Annotated in this window: 22 protein-coding genes; 16 read left to right on the forward strand and 6 right to left on the reverse strand. The window is 32.1% G+C overall.

The window, feature by feature from the left end; all coding sequences use genetic code 11:
• Positions 1–310 precede the first annotated feature (310 nt).
• Positions 311–1,063 (forward strand): sulfite exporter TauE/SafE family protein, encoded by a 753-nt coding sequence (locus tag ILYOP_RS00365; RefSeq protein ID WP_013386525.1) that lies wholly within the window; start codon positions 311–313, stop codon positions 1,061–1,063.
• A 133-nt stretch (positions 1,064–1,196) separates the two neighbouring features.
• Here the strand turns inward: ILYOP_RS00365 and ILYOP_RS00370 are convergent, their stop codons facing one another.
• Both ILYOP_RS00370 and ILYOP_RS00375 read right to left on the reverse strand, forming a co-directional pair.
• Positions 1,197–2,018, reverse strand: coding sequence for an endonuclease I family protein (locus ILYOP_RS00370; protein ID WP_013386526.1), 822 nt, complete (start codon positions 2,016–2,018; stop codon positions 1,197–1,199).
• Positions 2,019–2,032: 14 nt separating this feature from the next.
• The gene (locus ILYOP_RS00375) at positions 2,033–2,692 is read right to left on the reverse strand and encodes a LexA family transcriptional regulator (protein WP_013386527.1); all 660 of its coding nucleotides are present in this window, start codon (positions 2,690–2,692) and stop codon (positions 2,033–2,035) included.
• Positions 2,693–2,834: 142 nt separating this feature from the next.
• On the opposite strand from ILYOP_RS00375, the gene dinB reads away from it, so the two are divergent.
• Positions 2,835–4,010: a DNA polymerase IV gene (gene dinB / locus ILYOP_RS00380; protein WP_013386528.1), complete on the forward strand. Its 1,176-nt coding sequence runs from the start codon at positions 2,835–2,837 to the stop codon at positions 4,008–4,010.
• Between the two features lie 6 nt (positions 4,011–4,016).
• A complete protein-coding gene (locus ILYOP_RS00385) occupies positions 4,017–4,433 on the forward strand; it encodes a hypothetical protein (RefSeq protein WP_041920968.1) in 417 nt (138 codons plus the stop codon).
• Positions 4,434–4,530: 97 nt separating this feature from the next.
• Here the strand turns inward: ILYOP_RS00385 and ILYOP_RS00390 are convergent, their stop codons facing one another.
• From ILYOP_RS00390 to ILYOP_RS00405, 4 genes are read right to left on the reverse strand one after another with little or no spacing between them, the layout of a single operon-like run.
• On the reverse strand, positions 4,531–5,073 hold the full coding sequence (locus ILYOP_RS00390; protein ID WP_041920969.1) for a LysR substrate-binding domain-containing protein: 543 nt from the start codon (positions 5,071–5,073) through the stop codon (positions 4,531–4,533).
• 54 nt (positions 5,074–5,127) lie between these two features.
• On the reverse strand, positions 5,128–6,033 hold the full coding sequence (locus ILYOP_RS00395; RefSeq protein WP_148223647.1) for an IS3 family transposase: 906 nt from the start codon (positions 6,031–6,033) through the stop codon (positions 5,128–5,130).
• Complete coding sequence (locus ILYOP_RS00400) at positions 6,012–6,305, reverse strand: transposase (protein WP_083789061.1); 294 nt, start codon at positions 6,303–6,305, stop codon at positions 6,012–6,014. The genes ILYOP_RS00395 and ILYOP_RS00400 overlap by 22 nt, the downstream gene beginning before the upstream one ends.
• 57 nt (positions 6,306–6,362) lie before the next feature.
• Positions 6,363–6,710, reverse strand: a complete 348-nt coding sequence (locus ILYOP_RS00405) for a LysR family transcriptional regulator (protein ID WP_049774837.1) — start codon at positions 6,708–6,710, stop codon at positions 6,363–6,365.
• A gap of 210 nt (positions 6,711–6,920) precedes the next feature.
• On the opposite strand from ILYOP_RS00405, the gene ILYOP_RS00410 reads away from it, so the two are divergent.
• The 13 genes from ILYOP_RS00410 (at position 6,921) to ILYOP_RS00470 (ending at position 19,964) form a co-directional block, all read left to right on the forward strand.
• Positions 6,921–7,613 carry an RraA family protein gene (locus ILYOP_RS00410; protein WP_013386531.1) on the forward strand — a complete coding sequence of 231 codons (693 nt, stop codon included), beginning with the start codon at positions 6,921–6,923 and terminating at the stop codon, positions 7,611–7,613.
• A gap of 18 nt (positions 7,614–7,631) precedes the next feature.
• Positions 7,632–8,816, forward strand: coding sequence for a sodium/glutamate symporter (gene gltS, locus ILYOP_RS00415; protein ID WP_013386532.1), 1,185 nt, complete (start codon positions 7,632–7,634; stop codon positions 8,814–8,816).
• Positions 8,817–8,994: 178 nt separating this feature from the next.
• Positions 8,995–9,288 carry a UxaA family hydrolase gene (locus tag ILYOP_RS00420; RefSeq protein WP_013386533.1) on the forward strand — a complete coding sequence of 98 codons (294 nt, stop codon included), beginning with the start codon at positions 8,995–8,997 and terminating at the stop codon, positions 9,286–9,288.
• Positions 9,289–9,322: 34 nt separating this feature from the next.
• A complete protein-coding gene (locus ILYOP_RS00425; protein ID WP_013386534.1) occupies positions 9,323–10,483 on the forward strand; it encodes a UxaA family hydrolase in 1,161 nt (386 codons plus the stop codon).
• 11 nt (positions 10,484–10,494) lie between these two features.
• Positions 10,495–11,439 carry a 2-keto-3-deoxygluconate permease gene (locus tag ILYOP_RS00430; protein ID WP_013386535.1) on the forward strand — a complete coding sequence of 315 codons (945 nt, stop codon included), beginning with the start codon at positions 10,495–10,497 and terminating at the stop codon, positions 11,437–11,439.
• A 59-nt stretch (positions 11,440–11,498) separates the two neighbouring features.
• On the forward strand, positions 11,499–12,773 hold the full coding sequence (locus ILYOP_RS00435; RefSeq protein ID WP_013386536.1) for a four-carbon acid sugar kinase family protein: 1,275 nt from the start codon (positions 11,499–11,501) through the stop codon (positions 12,771–12,773).
• A gap of 2 nt (positions 12,774–12,775) precedes the next feature.
• Positions 12,776–13,759 carry a 4-hydroxythreonine-4-phosphate dehydrogenase PdxA gene (gene pdxA / locus ILYOP_RS00440; protein ID WP_013386537.1) on the forward strand — a complete coding sequence of 328 codons (984 nt, stop codon included), beginning with the start codon at positions 12,776–12,778 and terminating at the stop codon, positions 13,757–13,759.
• A 55-nt stretch (positions 13,760–13,814) separates the two neighbouring features.
• A complete protein-coding gene (locus ILYOP_RS00445; RefSeq protein WP_013386538.1) occupies positions 13,815–14,501 on the forward strand; it encodes a FadR/GntR family transcriptional regulator in 687 nt (228 codons plus the stop codon).
• A gap of 1,106 nt (positions 14,502–15,607) precedes the next feature.
• On the forward strand, positions 15,608–16,396 hold the full coding sequence (locus tag ILYOP_RS00450; RefSeq protein ID WP_013386539.1) for a carbon-nitrogen family hydrolase: 789 nt from the start codon (positions 15,608–15,610) through the stop codon (positions 16,394–16,396).
• A gap of 15 nt (positions 16,397–16,411) precedes the next feature.
• Positions 16,412–17,104 carry a DUF2848 family protein gene (locus ILYOP_RS00455; RefSeq protein WP_013386540.1) on the forward strand — a complete coding sequence of 231 codons (693 nt, stop codon included), beginning with the start codon at positions 16,412–16,414 and terminating at the stop codon, positions 17,102–17,104.
• A 1-nt stretch (position 17,105) separates the two neighbouring features.
• Complete coding sequence (locus ILYOP_RS00460; protein ID WP_013386541.1) at positions 17,106–18,131, forward strand: TRAP transporter substrate-binding protein; 1,026 nt, start codon at positions 17,106–17,108, stop codon at positions 18,129–18,131.
• A 73-nt stretch (positions 18,132–18,204) separates the two neighbouring features.
• Positions 18,205–18,702: a TRAP transporter small permease gene (locus ILYOP_RS00465; RefSeq protein ID WP_013386542.1), complete on the forward strand. Its 498-nt coding sequence runs from the start codon at positions 18,205–18,207 to the stop codon at positions 18,700–18,702.
• Positions 18,699–19,964, forward strand: a complete 1,266-nt coding sequence (locus tag ILYOP_RS00470; protein ID WP_013386543.1) for a TRAP transporter large permease — start codon at positions 18,699–18,701, stop codon at positions 19,962–19,964. Before ILYOP_RS00465 ends, ILYOP_RS00470 begins: the two co-directional genes overlap by 4 nt.
• The last annotated feature ends 53 nt before the right edge of the window (positions 19,965–20,017 follow it).

Genomic DNA, 20,017 nt, shown 5'->3' on the forward strand with positions numbered 1-20,017 from the left:
TAACTATTATATTTAAGACCTCCCCATGGAGGTCTTACTTGTTTTTTAAATTGCTATTTATCGATATATTTTCAGTATAATTCATTTATACGCTTACACTTGTACATTGGTTGAAATATTGTGTTTTATAAATGATTTTAAAATTTACAAGGATTGAGTTAAATAAAATTTAAAAATAGAGTATACTTGAAATAAAATTATCATAAAATTTTTTTGATAAGATAAAAAGATTAATTAAAATTTACGAGATTTAGGTAGTAGATTTAATGGAGTAAAAAATTATTTTAGAGATAGATGTGAGGTATATATTATGATGGAAGTACTGAGTAATTATGATTTTACAATGATACAATGGGCAGTTGTAATTATGACAAGTTTTGTTGTGGGTATAGATAAATCTGGACTACCCACACTGCTAATAATTATACCTATAGTGGCTCAAATATTAGGAGGTAAACTTTCTGCAGGTTTTTTATTGCCCCTTTTGGTGATAGGAGATATTTTTGCGGTGATTTACTACAAGCGTCACATGGAAATAAAAATTCTTTTAAAACTTTTGCCTTGGGCCATATTTGGAGTAATGATTGGTCTTTTTGTTGGAGGTCTGGTTTCAGATGCCCAGTTTAAAATGATAATAGGTATAATAGTGTTGATTTGTGTTTTTCTGCTTATAGCAAAAAAAGATTCTCTGAGTAATTATTTGAGTGAAAAATGGTATTTTCACATTGTTATGGGAATTTTAGGGGGCTTTTCTAGTATGATAGGGAATGCAGCAGGTCCTATCATGGTGGTATATTTTTTATCAATGAACCTAAGTAAAAACCGCTTTATAGGAACGATGTCTTGGTTTTTCTTTGTATTAAATTTGATAAAATTACCTCTATACGCCTTTGTTTGGCATAACATAACCTTAGAGAGTTTTCAGTTAAATTTAATGATATTCCCCCTAATACTAGTTGGAGCCTTTATAGGAGTTAGGGTTGTTAAGTTTGTTCCTGAAAAATCCTATAGGCTGATGATGATAGGAGTTACCATAATTGGTGCAGCTAGACTCCTCAGTTAAAGCTATATTTTAAGCTGAAAAAAGGTGATCCTGACTTTAAGGATCACCTTTTTTCATTTTTTTTAAACCATGCGTCCGAAAATTTTAGTTAAATTGATTAATGAATAACAACAGATATAAGTAGGGATCTGGATTAATTTTCAGGCCAAATATATCCAACCCATTCAGGATTATCTATAAATGGATTTCTATTTTTTTGAATTTCATAAACTCTTTCGTGTCTCAACCTTTCACGATCATCCACAGGATCTAGGGCATGCCATTCTAATAATGTGCTTAGTTTTCCGTATCTTCCGTCAAAATCCTCTTTTGAGCTCTCAGTGCCAGTGTAATCAACTAATTCTAAATCATAATCATCATATTTATCTCCTAGACCCTCATATCTAACGGCCATATAAAACATCATTCTGGCCACGTCTCCCTTTATCTCGTCTCTTGGTTCCCAGGAGTCATAGTCTGATTTAGTTCCTTTGGCTTCCTTGACGTTTTTTCCTCCGTCGTCTAAATCCTTATTTCCCTTTGAACTATTAACAGTAGTGTCTGTAGGTCTTAAGTGATGCAGGTCTGTATAGGCATAGTTGCTACTTTGGGATTTGAATCCCTTGGATTTTGGCCAAACATGTTCTCTGTTCCAGCCGTTTTTATAATCAAACTGTGATCTTAGTTTTTTTGCCTGACTTCTTCCTGTATAGAATAAAATTATATTTTCGGGGTTATTGGGATCTTCATCTGTAAATTCCAAAGCATTATATGCCTTTTTATATGTTAATTTTTTATGATTTTCTGTAATTATCTTGTTTAGAGTTTTCTTGAGTTCTTCCCCTGTTTTCCCGTTAACTTTGGTATAATACTTATCATTGGTAGATGCAATTTTATTAATAACTTTTTCTTGTGATTTTTTTTCACAGCTCAGTAAAAATAATGAGAGTAATAATATACTTAGTATTTTTTTCATAATTTTCCCCCTAATTATTTTAATAATTCTCTGTATCTCACTTCAACAACTCTTCCTACGATATTAAAGTCATCGGTGCTTTTAATTGCAATATTGGGATACTTGTCATTTATACTTTGGAGAACCAATTTATTCTTATTAAGTTTCAGAACTTTGACATATGCCTCGTCATTTAAGTTGAATACCACTATTTTATTTAAATTTTCTTCCAAAGTATTTTTGTTGGTATCAACGATTATTTCAGAACCATCTTTGATTCTAGGTTCCATGCTGTCTCCCTCTACCTTCATTATAAAGCATTTGGAGTAGCTCATGCCTTCATATGTGATAACAGGGGAGTGTTTTTCAGGGTTTTCAAAGTTTAGTTTTCCTGGACTTGCACTGGCAGTTCCTACAATAGGTAGCTTTATTATCTCACCTATTACATTTTTAACATTACTTCTAGAGTAATTCTTGTCTTTAGACTCTTTCCACAGTTCTAGCAACTCATTTCTTTCATCTTCAAGGAGTTTTAGGTTATCTAAAATTAAATTGAATATATGAAATGTGGGAGTTCTCCTTCCGCTTCTTATGTCGCTCAGATACTGGGGACTTATCTGGCATTTTACTGCGAGCTCCTTTCCTTTGACAGAACTTCTTTTCATATATATTTTTATTCTTTCTTGGAAATTCATAACTACCTCCGTCTAAATCTTTTCACTATTAGTATACCACTATTTTTTCAAATTTATATATTTTAAAGAGTATAAAAAAATTAAACTAGAAAAAATTAAACAAAAAGCGTATAATTTGAATAACAGAGTTGGGAGGTGCCATATGGATAGAATCATACTGCATATAGATTTTGATATGTTTTTTGCAGCTGTGGAGCTGCTAGATAATCCTATGTTAAAAAATAAGGCAATTGCAGTTGCGCCACCTAAGGCCAAAAGAGGAATAATAACAACAGCTAGTTATGAAGCACGAAAGTTCGGAATAGGCAGCGGTATGGCTATAGATATAGCCAAGAGAAAATGTCCTGACCTGACTCTGGTATCTCCTCGTATGTGGAAATATGAAAAAATAAACAGAATCTTTCGGGAAATTGTTTCTCAATATACAGATAGATACGAGTTTGTGGCTTTAGATGAAGCCTATCTCGATATAACCTACACCTATGAATTTTATGATACTCCTGATCAGTTGGCGGTGAATATCCAGAAAGATATGTATAGAAAAACAGGATGTACCTGTTCTGTTGGCCTGGGATACAACAAAATCTCTGCCAAACTTGCATCAGAAAAAAACAAGCCCAATGGTTTTGGAAAATTAAAAACCAAAAAGGAGTTCATAAAATATACGGCGGATAAAAAGTTAACTAAAATAAATGGAATTGGAAATAAAATGGCTGAGAATCTATATCATCTTTTTTATAAAGAGACACTGGGGCAACTGAGAGAAGTATCACTAGATGAGCTAAGGTTTTATCTAGGCAAACCAGGGGTCACTATATACCACATGATAAGGGGGATAGACAGCAGAATAATAGGCGACTGCTATAAGAGAGACGGTTATGCCAGCAGGCAGACCTTTCAAAAAGATATCTTCGGTAGAGAAGAGGTTTTGAAAAAAATAGTTAAACGTATAGAGGAAGCCAGCTGGCAGATGAAGAAAGATAATAAATCAGCTTACACAGTTTCTTTGATAATAAGGTATTCAGAGGGGTTTCATAGGATTACAAAAAATAAAACTCTTAAAAATCCAGTGAAAGAACCTCTTGAAATATATAAAGTCATAGAAAAAATATCTGAGGAAGTGGAGTTGGACAAGTTTATCAGACAGATAGGAGTCAGACTTAGTAAGACCGGGAAAACTAGTAAACTATATCAGCTTTCATTTGGAGAGGGAAAATCCTTTACAAGAAAAAAAGAGGTATTCAAGTTGACTTATGAGCTTAAAAAGAATTTTGGAAGAAGGGTAATACTAGATCCTTTAGAGGCGAGATCAAGATAGAATATTATGAAAGAAGTGAATGATATGGGAATAATAAATATATTAGCCTTAAATGAAAGAGAGATAGAAACAATAAAACTTCTCCTTGAATACGCTGAAAAAAAGGCAAAAAATGAGGAGATGAAACTTATATGCAGTCAACTTCTAGAAAAGATTAGCCTGAAGTATTACTTTTCTCCCGAAGAGGATGGCAAACTAAAAGGGTTATCACCCAAGGCAAGAAGCCTATACTATGAGTTTTATGAAAAGTATGATTTTGATCTTATAGACTTTGTAGGAAGGATATCCCAGGAGTACAGAGCACCTAATGATATCTACAAGGCTCTTTTACGTCAATTTCCAATATCAACCTCACTTTTTAAGGGCCATCCTCAGGAGATAATCGATATAATTATCCTTGTTCTTGATGATAACATTGGTTAAGGACTCTTTAAGCACCTCTAGAGATATCTATATTTATTTTAGTCTATTTAATTAATCTAAATTCTTAAACAGCTATAATAAATGACATTACAATTTATTAAAAATTTCTTTCAAGCCAGTTGCAAGTATTCAAATATTTATCAAGTGATGAAGTAAATAATTTTATTGCATCTAATTGACTTCCTTTTGGATATTTATGCATCAGTTCGTAACAGCTATGTTTTGGTGGATTTGGCAATGTTTCATAGTAAGTAAATTCTCCGTTATTCTGCAGAGATTTTATTACAGAGTAAGGTGCTATGGCCCATGAATTTTTATTATTTTCTAAATAATTTGAAAGCATAGAACCTGTATTTATTTTTATATATAAATCTTCATTGAAATCCCAAAGTTGATCATGCCATTGATTATAGTCAGGGCCCCACGACAAAAATATTTCATTGATTCTTTTTAATTCTGATAACTTAATTTTGTCATAGTAGGGACTATCATTATGACAGATAAGGTACATTTTTTCAGAATAAAGATGTTTGGTTAGGATATTTTTATTTTGAACCTTGCTAAAGACATATCCAATATCTATATTGTAATTTTCTAATAAACTATATATTTCATTTGAATGATATGTTCTAATATCCAAATTTATTTTTTTAAGATCTATTAAGTCTAAGTTGGTCTTCTGTCAATATAGTAGTCAACCTAACACCAATTTTTTCTGTATTTTTTCAAACTCAACAGGGGAGACATTTCCTAAGAAACTGTGTCTCCTCTCTTTATTATAAAATTCTATGTAATCAAATACCATTGCCTTCATATACCTTTTAGTTACTAAACCTTCTACATAAATCATCTCTTTCTTCAAAGAAGCATGAAAGGATTCTATTACTGCATTATCATAACAGTTCCCACGTCTACTCATAGATTGGATTAATCCTAGCTTCTTTACAAGGTTAGAGTACTCCCTACTCGAATATTGCGATCCTTGATCACTATGAATTATCAGTTCTTCCTCTGGTTCCTCCAGTAAAAATGACCTTGTTAAAGTATCTATTACTAACTCACTAGTCATGCGCTTACCTATATCGTAGGCGATAATCCTTCTAGAAAAAAGATCCATAATTGTGCTTAAATATAGCCAACCTTCGCTTGTCCAAATATATGTGATATCTGTAACCCAGACCTCATTTTTTCTACCTACTTTGAATTTTCTTTTTACAATATTTCCTGTGATATTTTCTCTTTTACTCTTTTCATTTCCTGTTTTAAACTTCTTGGTAGAATTAACTGATATATCATTTTCTTTCATTATTCTATTTATTCGTCTTTCGCTTGTTATTATGCCATATTCATCTTTGAGCTCAACCTTTAGTCTAGGGGCTCCATAGCTCCTCTTATGTCTGTTCTTTCTGACCTCTAGAATACTATCTAGAATCCCTTGATCCTTTTTCTTTCTCTCAGTAGTTTTGTTATTCTGAAACTTATTAAAACCACTTCGAGAGACTTCTAGGGCTCTACATATCTGAGATATAGAATGAACATTTCTGTGTATTTCAACGAAGATAAAGAGTTCCCTCTTAGTTATCTTTTTTTCCTTGAGAATATGGCTGTAGCCTTTTTTAAGATCTCTATATCCTCTTCTTTTTCCTTAAGTAGATTTTTCAACCTGATAATTTCTTTGTCTTGAGCGCTTAACTCCATGTCCTTCTTAGGACCTCCAAAGTATTTCTTTTCCCAGGCAGCAACAGTATTAGTGGTAATACCGTATTCATTTGATAGCTCTACCTTTGTTTTTATTTTAAGGAAAGAAAGCTCAGCGATTTGCTTCTGTTTCTCCTCTGAAAATCTTGCATATCTTCTTTTTTCTTCCATCATAGCCACTCCTAAATATGTTTATTTTTTATTATATATTTTTGAGTGCTAAACTGTCTACTAAACCATCATAACACCAAAGTAGTGTGATACAAAGGAGTGGTTATTTATACTGTCTACACTTCCTATTGTGATATTGTAAATATCTTGTTTATTTTTTATATTTTTAGTATCTTTCCATAAAGACATCCATTGATTTGCAATAGCTAAAAAATCTTTTCCCTTATTTGTTAATTCTATATTTTTATGCCCCTTACTTCTAACTAATAATTTAAATCCTAGTTCTTCTTCTAATAGTTTAATTCTATAACTTACTGTTGATTGCGTGGCAAACATCTTTCTTGCTGAGGCAGAAATACTTCCTGTTTTTACGGTCATTAAAAATGTTTCAATTTCTATAATTTTCATATAATACTCCAAATATCGAATTTTTTAATATTATATAATAAATATATTCGTTTTTCAAATATATAATTTTATTATACACTTAGATCATACAAAAGGTTCTTTAATTAATCAAAAACAACCTTTTTAATGAGTACTCATAGCTTTAAAATTATTTAAAAAAGATATGCGCATATCTTTTTTATTACATTTTATTTAAGAAAGGGGAGAAATATGTCTGCAAATAACAGAAAAATCATTAAAGATTTTCCTAGACCTGAAAAGAGTTTAATTAATGAATTTGAAAATATCCAAACTGCTAATATTGGTGATTGCCTAGACAGAGATGCTGCATTATACTCAAATATTAAAACTATTAATAATAAAAATTTAGTAGGTCCAGCTTTTACAATTGATATTTCCGATGGAGATAATCTTTTGGTATATATTGCATTAGACCTTGCTAAAGAGGGAGATGTTTTAGTAATAAGTGGAGGAAATTATAAAGAAAGAGCCATATTAGGTGAGATAATTGCAAAATATGCGGAGAAAAAAAATCTAGGAGGCATAGTCCTTGATGGGTGCCTAAGAGACTACGAGGTACTTTCGAATATGGATTTTCCTATTTTTGCAACGAGTATTTCACCAAATGGACCTTATAAAAATGGACCGGGTAAAATTAATACCCCTATATCTATTGGAGGAAAAATGGTAACACCTGGGGATTTAATTATTGGAGATTCAGATGGAGTCGTAGTTGTTTCACCAAAAGACATGAACGACATTTTAAAAAAAGTTAATGAAATTAGTATATACGAAGAAAAGTTGTTAAAGAACATAGAAGAAAATAATGTTCTTGATATTAGGTGGGCGTATGATAAATTGGAAAAGGAAAATTATTATTTTATTGACTATCAAAATTATTAATAAAAAAGGAGCAAAAACATGAATATATCACTTGATGTAATCCAAACACTTGGTCTTGCGGTTATTGTATTTATCTTTGGTAGTTTTGTTAAAAGTAGGGTTAAAGTTTTTCAAACATATTTTATACCTGCCCCAGTTATTGGAGGACTATCTTTCAGTTTTTTGATGTTTGCTTTATATAATCTGAATGGAACTACAATTATATTTGATAAAGTTTTACAGAATTTCTTTATGAACATATTTTTTACTTGTGTCGGATTCACCGTAAGTGTGAAATTAATGAAGAAGAGTGGAAGACAAGGAGTTCTCCTTGCATTAATTGCAGTTTTATTTTTAGTTATCCAAAACCTTGTAGGTGTTTCCCTTGCCTCTGTATTTGGGATAAATAAACTGCTTGGAATAGCAATGGGGTCTATATCTATGTCAGGTGGGGTCGGTTCAGGTGCAGCTTTTGGGCCCACTTTAGAAAAGTTTGGTGCTGAAGGAGCTACGACAATTGGAGTTGCTGCCGCAACATTCGGTCTATTAATGGGAAGTATGATAGGAGGACCTGTTGCTAAAAAACTGATAGACAGACATAATTTAAAAAGTGATTTCCTTAAAAGTGGTGTCAATGAAGAAAAAAAATTATTAGGAGATGTTTTGATTGAAAAAAATCTTTTAAACAGTGTATTAATTGTACTTCTAGGAGCAGCCACAGGTACTATTATCTCTATGTTATTAAAATTTACAGGATTTACTTTCCCATATTATGTAGGGTGTTTATTTGGAGGAGCAATTGCAAGAAATTTAGCTGATATAGGTGCTTTTGAACTCCGTATGAAAGAAGTTGATATTCTTGGAAATATCTCACTCGCATTATTTTTATCTATGGCACTTATGTCATTAAATATAAATAAATTGGTTGATCTTGCTATCCCAATGCTTATGATTCTTGTAATACAAGCAACTACAATGATTATTTATGCATATTTTATTACGTTTAGATCAATGGGAAAAAGTTACGATGCTGCTGTTATGGCGGCCGGTCATTGTGGTGTTGGGTTAGGTCAGACACCTAATGCACTTGCAAACATGTCTTCTGTTATTGAAAAAAATGGTCCTGCTCCAAATGCCTGGTTTGTGCTTCCAGTAATAACAGTTGTATTTATTAATATTTTTAACCCCATAATAATTACTTTCTTTATAAATTTTTTTAAATAGAATATTATTACTACAAGATCAGGCACTCTTCGGAGTGCCTTTTTGTGTTTAAAACGTAGATATTATTACGTTTAGACTTTGGTAAAAAGATTATTTTTAATTATTTTTTTGACTTTCAGAAAAAATGGTAGTATAGTCTTAGTGGTTGAACCAATAGACCTAATAAAGGAGGAAATGTATGAAAGTAAAAGCAATTGTAGCAAAAGGTATCGACAATGTAGCATCAGTAATTAGCTTTATTGAGAAAAACGAGGTGGTAGGGGTAAATTTAGACGGAGAAATCAAAGAAGTTTTCGTAAATCATAGTGTTCCTTATGGTCATAAAATAGCATTAAGGGATATTAAGAATGGTGAAGATGTCTATAAATATGGTGAAGTAATAGGAAGAGCGACTGATGATATCAAATATGGTGATTATGTACATGTTCATAATGTAGAAAGCAAAAGAGGAAGAGGAGACTGGAAAAAATAAGTTTAACCAAATAACTCAAGGGGGAAAATAAAAAATGAAAATTCAGGGATACAGAAGAGAAAATGGAAAAGTAGGAATAAGAAATCATGTAGCAATATTACCATCTTCGGTCTGTGCTTCAGAAACTGCAGTGAGGATAAGTAATTTAGTTCCAGGAACTGTTGCATTACCTCATCAACATGGGTGTTGTCAAGTTGGAGCTGATTCGGAACAGACGATAAATACCCTAATTGGTTTGGGATCCAATCCAAATGTAGCAAAAGTTTTAGTAGTTGGTTTAGGATGCGAAGGAGCGGAGCCTTTAAGAATCTCGGAAGAAATAAAAAAAACTGGAAAAGAAGTTCAAATGATTACAATTCAAAATTGTGGAGGGACACTAAAAACAATTGAAGAAGGTGCAAGAATAGCAAGAAAAATGATCACGAAAGTTGCGATGTTAAAAAAGGAAGAGATTGATATTTCCGAATTAACTTTAGCGATAGAATGTGGGGGGACAGATACAACTTCTGGTCTTTGTGCAAATCCAGCTGTAGGAACGGCGTCAGATATTTTATTGAGTCATGGTGGTACTGCAATGCTATCAGAAACAACAGAATTGATTGGTGCAGAACATGTTCTTGCAAATAGGGCTGTGTCAAGTGAAGTTAAGGATAAACTGTTAGAGATTGTTAAACGAACAGAAGATAGAGCTATGTCTTTAGGTGTTGATATTAGAGGTGGACAGCCTACTCCAGGAAATATAGAAGGTGGAGTTATAACAATTGAAGAAAAATCATTGGGTTGTATTTATAAAGCTGGAAGTTCTGATATTCAAGGAGTTCTAGAATATGGCGAAATACCTTCAAGCGGGAAAGGATTTTATGTCATGGATACTCCAGGGCAAGATATTGAGTCAATTACAGGAATGGTAGCAGGAGGAGCTCAACTGGTTATTTTTACAACAGGAAGAGGAACACCTACAGGATTTCCAATAGCTCCAGTAATAAAAATAACTGGTAACGAGACAACTTATAATAATATGATTGATAATATAGATATAAATGCTGGAAGAGTTATAACAGAGGGGGCATCAATCAAATCGATAGGAGAAGAAATCTTTTCAGAAATGATGGAAGTATCTAATGGAAAGCCGACAAAATCAGAGTCATTGGGACATAAAGAATTTGGAATTTATAAAATTGCACCAACTTTTTAGGAGGGATCCAAATGGAGATAAAAAGAAGCATCGAAAAAATACCTGGAGGAATGATGGTTATTCCACTTGTATTAGGAGCTCTAATGAATACATTTACACCTGGAATATTAAAAATAGGAGGATTCACCACAGCGATTGCTTCTGGAGCTTCAGCATTAATAGGGGTTTTCTTGGTATGTATGGGAGCAGGTATAAATTTAAAAGCAGCTCCTATGGCAGCAAAAAAAGGTTTTAGTATAACACTGAGTAAATTTTTAATAGGTACTGTAGTAGGTTTATTGGTTGCAAAATTTCTAGGACCTAATGGGTTATTCGGTTTATCTTCTCTGGCTATAATTAGTGCAATGACAAACACAAATGGCGGTTTATACGCAGCACTAGCTGGTGAATTTGGAGATGAGACAGACATTGGAGCGATAGCTATAATTTCCGTAAATGATGGTCCATTTTTAACGATGATTGCCTTAGGAACAGCAGGGGTTGCTACAATTCCTATTAAAGCACTGATAGGAGTATTACTTCCAATTGTAGTAGGAATGATTCTTGGAAATTTAGATCCCAAAATGAAAGAATTTTTAACAAAGGGAGGACCAATGTTGATACCTTTCTTTGCTTTCGGCTTAGGAGCAGGTATTAATTTCGCAATGTTATTGAAGGCCGGTCTTCCTGGGATACTATTAGGAGTATTAACAGCAGTAGTTGGAGGAACATTCAATGTTATGGCAGATAAAGCCAGTGGAGGAACTGGAATAGCTGGGGCAGCAGCATCAAGTACAGCCGGAAACGCAGTGGCAACTCCAGCCGCAGTGGCATTAGCAGATCCAAGTCTTGCTGGAATAGCTGCTATTGCTACTCCCCAAGTTGCAGCTTCAACTATAACAACAGCTCTCTTGGTTCCTATAATAACTAGTTACTTGGTAAAAAGAAATAAAAAACAAGAATCTATAAAAGTTTAGGAATTAAAAAAGGGGGGATGGCCCCCTTTTTTTTATAAAATCTTTATAAGGAGGAAGAGATGAGTAAATATGTAATTATTGCAGATGATTTTACAGGGGCAAATGACACTGGTGTAAAATTTAGTAAAAAATCCATAAAAACTATAGTGACAACAAAGTTAGAAGACTTTAAAGTTGAGTTGATGAATTGTAATACTTTAGTAGTAGATTTAGAGAGTAGATTTGATGACAAAGATACTGCATTCGAAAAAGCTTATCAAGTATCTAAAAACCTTAAATCAATGGGGATAAAAAAGATTTATAAAAAAATAGATTCTACATTTAGGGGAAACATTGGCAGTGAAATAGATGGAGCAATGGAAGGCGGAAAATTTAACGCAACGTTTCTAATACCAGCTCTACCCAATGCAATGAGAACCACAGAAAATGGAAACGTATTTTTAAATGACGTACTTTTAGAAAAAACAGAAATATCGATAGATCCTAGAACTCCTGTTAAAGAATCATTTATTCCTAAAATACTATCAATTCAATCCAAAAGAAAAGTAGGATTAGTTAATTATGAAGAAATTGAAACAGGAAAAATAAAAAAAAGAATTGATGAATTATTTTTAAATGGTTGCGAGATAATTATCTTTGACTCGATAACAGATAATCACTTAAATTTAATATCAATCTGCATAGAGAAGAACTTTAAAAATGAAAATATAATGATGGCTGGATCAGCAGGTTTTGCCGAAAAAATTCCCCATATATATAATTTGATTCCAAAAGCTCCACCAGCTCTGCTAATAGCAGGAAGTATAAGTGAAGTGACTAGGAAACAGGTAGATTTTTTAAGAGAAAAATCCAAAATAAGAGCAATAAAAGTTGTTGTAGAAAATTTATTTAACGGAAATAAAAGTTTGGAAAAGCTTGAGATAATGAAAGAAGTTGAGAATAGATATATCAAAAATGAAGATATTTTGATATATACAACTGATAAAAGAGAGGAAGTTAATGGGCTCTTTTCTAAAATTGAAACAAATGGATTAAGCTTAGAAAAAATTTCCGAAGAAATAGCTAATTTTTTGGGAGAGATAGCCAAAGAGATATTAGAAAAATTTGAGATAAGCGGTTTATTTTTAACAGGAGGTGATACTGCAATAAAAGTAAGTGTAGCCTTAAAAGCAGAGGGGGTTATTATTAAAAATGAGATTATAGAAGGCGTACCATATGGTTATTTTTTAGATGAAAAATACAAAGATATTATTATAGTTAGTAAAGCTGGTGCCTTTGGAACAGAAGATGCTATCTTGAAATCGCTTGAATTTATAAAAAAGGAGAGTAAATAAAAATGAATAAAATAATAGGAATAACTATGGGAGATCCTTCAGGAATAGGTCCTGAAATCATCTTGAAAAGTTTTTTTAATAAAAAAATAAAATCTGGAAAATATCTAGTTATTGGTGATTATGAAATTATAGAGTTTTTTAATAAAAAATTAGGTTTAAATGTTAAATTAGAAAAGCTGATTAATATTGATAATATTAATTTTTCTAAAGATGTTCTTAGTATTTTAGATTTAGGATTAATTAAAATAGAAAATTTAAAAATTGGTGAGGTTAGTTTAAATTCAGGAAATGCTGCTTTTCAGTATTTGAAAAAAGCGATAGAATTAGCGATGAATGGAAAAATTTCTGGGATTGCAACAGCGCCATTAAACAAAGAAGCTATGAATAAAGCAGGGCATTTTTATTCAGGACATACGGAGATATTGGGTTACTACACTTCAACAAAAGATTACGCAATGCTACTTTATGATGAAAAATTAAGTACTATACATGTTTCGACACATGTTTCTCTAAAGGAAGCAATAAAAAGAACAAAAAAAGAAAGAGTTGAAGAAGTTATAAGATTGGCAGATAAGACATTTAGAAAATTAGGATTAAAAAATCCAAAGATAGCTGTTGCAGGTCTAAATCCTCACTCAGGGGAGAATGGACTCTTTGGAATGGAAGAAATTGAGGAAATAATTCCGGCAATAAACTCCTCCATATCAAAAGGTATAAACGTAGAAGGTCCAATACCGCCCGATACAGTTTTTTTAAAAGCAGTGGAAGGTAATTATGATGTCGTTGTTGCAATGTATCATGACCAGGGTCATATTCCTCTAAAATTGTTGGGATTTAATAGTGGAGTTAATATAACAGTGGGATTACCAATAATAAGGACTTCAGTCGATCACGGAACCGCTTTTGAAATAGCCGGGAAAAATATTGCCAACGAAGAAAGTATGATAAATGCGATAAATTTAGTTCATAAACTTAGTGATGCTTAAATACTATAATTGTGATATAATTATGTTATATTTAAGAACATAAAAGGAGTTTAGGATGTTTTTTCCAATAGAAGTAAGTGACATATCTGAATTGATATCTAATTCAATTAAAAACCTGATTATAGAGGGGAAACTTAAACCTGGAGACAAATTGCCGTCAGAAAGAGTATTAGCTGAAAAATTTAATGTTAGCAGAAATACTTTAAGAGAAGCTTTGGGGAACCTAAGGTTACTTGGGATTATAGAAACTAAGAGAAACGATGGGAATTTTGTAAGTCTTAATTTAGAAAAGGTTTTTATTGAAATGTTAAAATTTATGTTTCTTCTCAAAGGGACTAGAAAAGATGTATTTATTTTTAGAAAGTCAATAGAAGTTGAGGCAACAATTGATTCAGTGAAAAACTTTACAGATGAGGATCTCCTAGAATTGTCTGAAAAATTAGAAAAATTTAAGAACACACCTGAAAAAGATTACGAGGAAATAGCAAAATTAGATATGGATTTCCATTTCAAATTAATTAGCAAATGTGAAAATTACTTGATGTTCACACTTTATAAAGCTATTTATGCTTTAATCACTGAATTTTTAAATGACTCAGTAAAAATAATGGATAAAAAATTATTGGATCAACATCATGAAGAAATGTTTAATTATGCTAAAGTAAAAGATATAAAACAGCTAAAGAAATCATTGGAAAATCACTTGGAAGTTGTTCAGGAATTTAATTTTGAAAGAAATTAGTTAATTTTGTCAGTCTCTTCAAACTAAACTAGGCTATGAAATAATCTCTGTAAATAGATAATTTTTTACTGTGGAAAGTTTAAAAATAACAAAACCAAATATAGTAGCCATAAGATTAGGCACTCTTCGGAGTGTTTTTTTTTGTTTAAAATCTAGATATTATTACAATTAGACCTTGGTTGAAATATTGGGATAACAATACTTTTTTAGAAAAATTTTTAAGGTTTGCGTGGTCCATAAGTAGGTTGGATAATTTCTGAAGGTCATATGAAATTCCGGACATTCAATAAGTACAAGATACTTTGAGTAGTATAAATTTATTCCACTTAAATTTTTTCAGAATATTGCATACGAGATATTAGAAATAACCATACAAGAGGTCAAGGTTATAATTAATTTGACAATATATTAAAAAAATATTGACAAATATATAATAAAAAGATATATTATGTCAATGTGAACCAGAAAGAAAATAAATTAAGTAAATGATATTCTTCGTCAGTTGGAATAGAGCAACCCTCATTCTGCCCTGAGAAGACCTGTGGTCGGCTTACTTTCATTAGGAAAATTAATGGAGGAGTGCGGACTTTTTTTGATTGATGTTGCCAATAAATACAATAGTTTTACAAGGAGTTATTTCAGGTTCATAGTTATAATAATAGTAGTTTTTAACTGTTTGAATATTGAGAAAAAATTAGAGCTTTAAGAGAATAAGTTAAACTCTAACGTAGGCAACACTCGTAAGAAACTATACAAACATTAGTTTGGTTAAATTTACTACTTTAGGTACAATAGAATGCTTTTTTATATAAAAATAATTATTTTAAAGGAAACAAAAAAAAATAAAGTAAGTATATTAACAATAAGAATTGATCGCTTAATAAACCTTACGTTAAAGAATTGAATTATTCCATTAAAATAAAATAGATAAAATAAATGAAGTTCCAACTAAAATCTAAACAGAGAGGAGTACAGAATAAGATGTAAAATTTTTTTCAAAATAAATTTGGTATACCAAATACCAAATACCAGTTTAAATTTAAATAATTTGTTTTTTTGATAATTTAAAAATATTTTTTAATTAAAAACAATGGGGGGATGTTGAAATGCGAGTAAGTGCGGTTCAAATGGATATGAAGTTTGAAGATCCAGAAAAAAATTATGAAAAAGCTGAACAACTGATTAGAATGGCTGCAAAACAAAAACCTGATACGATTGTATTGCCAGAAACATGGAATACAGGGTTTTTTCCTGAAAAGAACGTAAGTTCTTTTTCTGACAAGGGAGGGCAACGTACCATAGAGTTGTTCTCAGCTTTATCTAAAGAATTAGATGTTAATATAATAGCTGGGTCTGTTGTTAATGAAAAACAAGAAGGTATGTACAACACAACTTACATATTTGATAGAAAAGGTAAATGTATAGCTGAGTATGACAAGACCCATCTTTTCTCATATATGAATGAGGATGAGCATTTTAAAAAAGGCGAAAAACTAACTACTTTTGAATTAGATGGAGTAAAATGTGGGGTAATTATATGCTATGATATACGATTTTTAGAGCTTATACGAACTTTAACACTACAAGGAATAAAAATACTTTTTGTCGTAGCACAGTGGCCTGTTCCTAGAATTAAACATTGGGAAATATTAAACCAGGCAAGAGCTATTGAAAATCAGATTTTTGTAGCTTGTGTAAATTCATGCGGTACTGCAGGTGAAACTATATACGGAGGTCACTCAGCACTGATTGATCCTTGGGGTGAAAATATTGTTCAGGCAGGAAATACGGAAGAAATAATTACCGGTGATTTTGATATAGAGATTGTTGACAAAATCAGGGATACAATAAATGTTTATAACGATAGAAGAACAGAATTATATAAAATAATTTAAAAAGGGGAATATGCAATGAAAAATGTAGATTTTATGTTAAATAAACTATCAGGACAAGAAAAATTTTCAGTTCCTTATGAAAAGGTGTTGGTAATAGGATATTCAGGAAGAAATATGGAAAAAACCATGGAGCACATTAAAGAGTTGGAGGAACAGTTAAATGTTCCAGCGCCAAAGAAGATTCCAACTATATTTGAATGTTCTCTAGAAACATTGACACAAGAAAAAAATATAAAGTTTGTTGGAGATCAAACATCAGGTGAGATAGAATACATTATCATATATATGAACGGGAAAACATATATTGGTATTGGAAGCGATCATACAGACAGAAAATTAGAAAGTGTTAGTGTACCAAAATCGAAGCAAGTTTGTGCAAAGCCTATTGGAAATGAATTATGGGATTATGATGATATAAAGGAGCATTGGGATCAAATAAAAATGGTGTCTTGTCAAATAATTGATGGTAAAGAAGTTAAATATCAAGATGGTAAACTTGCTGATATTTTAAAAGTTGAAAAAATATTAGAAGAACTAAAGGAGAGAGTGGGAAATATTGACAATAGCATTATTTATTCAGGTACAGTGCCTTTGCTGGACGGATTTAAGTATGGAGACACTTTTAAATGCATGATGATAGATGAGGTTTTGAAAAGAACTTTAAAATTGGAGTATGGCATTGATACAATTTCAGAGGAGGAGAGATAATATGAAAAAAAATGTGAGCATTGCTTTAATGTTAGTTGTAATATTAGGTATGTTAGTTGGATGTGGAGAAAAAAGCACCAGTGATGCAGAAAAGGGGAATAAATCTGGGAAAGCTCCTGTAGAAATTAAGATAGCGACTGTTGGAAACGAAGAACATCAATCTACTATAATGGCAAAATTATTTGAAGAAGAACTTGAAAAAGTTTATGATGGTGATGTAAAGGTATCAATTTATTCCAATGGTTCACTAGGCGGTGAAAGAGAAGCGGCTGAAGGTGTAAAATTGGGTACAATTCAGATGACGGTAGTAACTTCAGATGGAGCTCTTCCTGCTTGGGTTCCAGATATCCAGGTTTTATCTATTCCATATTTATTTGAAAATAAAGAGCAAGCATTTAAGATTCTAGATGGAGTTATGTCAGAACAATTGAATCCTAAATTTGAAAAGCAAGGTTTCAAGCATTTAGGATTTGGTGAACTTGGTTTTAGACATTTTACAAACAATAAGAAAGAAATAAGATCTGTAAAAGATATGGAAGGATTATCAATAAGAGTTCAGGAGGCTCCAATTTGGTTTGCTTTGATGAAAAGTCTGAAAGCCTCAGCTGTACCAGTTTCTTTTAATGAGTTATATACAGCACTCCAACAAGGCATGGTTGATGGTCAGGAAAATCCTATTGCATCAATAGCTACTTCTAAATTTAATGAAGTTCAAAAATATTTAACTCTTGACGGACATACTTATGCTGCAGTGAGCATGGTTATGAATAAATCTTTCTATGACGGACTCTCTGAAGAGTTAAAATCAGCAATAGATCAAGCGGCTAAAAATTCGATCCCGAGACAGCGTAAGGCGATAGATGATAAAGAACAAGCTTATCTAAAACAACTAGAAGATAGTGGGATGGTCATAACAGACCCCGATAAAAAAAGTTTTGTAGAAGCAACTAAAGATCTGTACACAAAAGAAGAAGTTAAAAAGCTAGTAGACCCGGATTTAGTTGAGTTAGTAATGCAAAATAAATAAGTTTTACGGTTGTATTTCAAAAAGTGAGGTGATGCTCTTAGTAGCTTTTTCACTAAAAAATGGGGGGATTTAAATGAAAACAATAGACTCTTTTATTGGTGGATTTTTAAAATTTGTTATGGCGTTTAGTTCATTAATACTTTCTGTAGTTACTTTTATACAGGTAATCACTAGATTTATATATAAAGATCCTATAGCTTGGGGACAGGATGTAATAAGGTTAAGTTTTATATATTTGGTATTTTGGGGAGGTGCCTACTGCATCAAGGAGAAGGAACACCTAAATATCGATATTTTATTAACATCAGTGGGCATCAAAACTAGAAAAATTATGGAGATTGTTATAAATCTCATATTGGCGATATTCTTTATTTTTATAGTTTACTATGGCTTTATCTTTATGCAATCAGGTGCTTCTCAAAAGGCACCTTATTTACCAATTCCAATGTCGCTATATTACTTAGCATTACCATCAAGTGTTTTATTGATGCTTTATTATCAAATACAAATTATTTTTCAACAGATAAAAAATTTTAACAAAATCAGCAACGAAGTAGAGGTACAAATATGATTATTTTAGCTTTATTTACGGTATTCTTATTAGGTTTTCCTATAGCGTTTTCTTTAGGGATGGTTTCATTAGGACAGATATTGATAAATGACTTTCCAGTATTAGTAGTTATCCAAAGAATGTTTACAGGAGCTGACAGTATAGCACTTACTGCTATTCCACTCTTCATATTATCAGGTGGGTTGATGTATAAGGGTGGTATGTCAAAAAGAATAGTTAATTTTGCAGATCTATTGCTAGGCCATTTTCCAAGTGGCCTTGCAATGGTAAGTATTTTAGCGTGTATGTTCTTTGCGGCTATAACGGGTTCTGCCATAGCTGCAACGGCTGCTATAGGTGGAATTATGATTCCGTTGATGGTTGAGAAGGGCTATGACAAAAAGTTTTGTACTCCTTTAGTAGCTTGCGGTGGTTCCATAGGACCAATAATTCCTCCAAGTATACCACTTCTTATTTTTGGTGTTATGGCCAATGTGAGTGTAGCAAAATTGTTTTTAGGTGGATTTTTACCAGGGCTACTAATGGGAGCGGGGCTGATGGGATATAGCTACGTTGTAGGTAAAAATAGAGGATACATAGGTAGAGAAACCAAGGCTCCCTCTAATGAAGTTTTTAAAGCAGCAAAAGATGCACTTCTAGCGTTGTTGATGCCAATTATCATAATTGGGGGTATCATGAGTGGTTTGTTCACGCCGACTGAATCTGGAACGATAGCTGTTTTTTATGCCCTTGGTGTGGGGATGTTTGTATATAGGGAGTTAACCTTGTCAGATTTATGGGAAGCATTAAGAGATTGTGCAAAGTCAACTGGACAGGTGCTAGTAGTTGTGGCTTTTGCCTCGTTATTTACTTGGGTGATTACGGTAAATAATATTCCACAAGAGGTAGGGGCATATTTAAGTGCTGCCATTGGTAATAAATATGTTCTTCTATTGGTTATTAATGTTATCTTACTTATTGCTGGAACATTTATAGATACAACTAGTGCTGTTGTAATATTTACACCATTATTTTTGCCTTTAGCTAAAAGCTTTGGTATAGACTTAATACACTTCGGTTTGATTATGGCAGTTAACCTAACAATTGGAATGTGCACTCCTCCCTTAGGTGTATGCTTATTCGTATCAGGATCTGTTGCAAAAGTATCCCTCAAAGAACAATTCAAAGATTTAATGCCTATGTTAGTTGTGCTTCTCACTGTTTTAATGATAGTGACATATATACCAGAAATTGTACTGATGTTGCCAAACTTCTTGGGATAGGTTGTGAAACAGTAGATATTTAATAAGTAAATTCTCTTGGTTATATTACCTCT

Origin of the sequence: Ilyobacter polytropus DSM 2926, from assembly GCF_000165505.1 — a bacterium.
Taxonomy (GTDB): domain Bacteria; phylum Fusobacteriota; class Fusobacteriia; order Fusobacteriales; family Fusobacteriaceae; genus Ilyobacter; species Ilyobacter polytropus.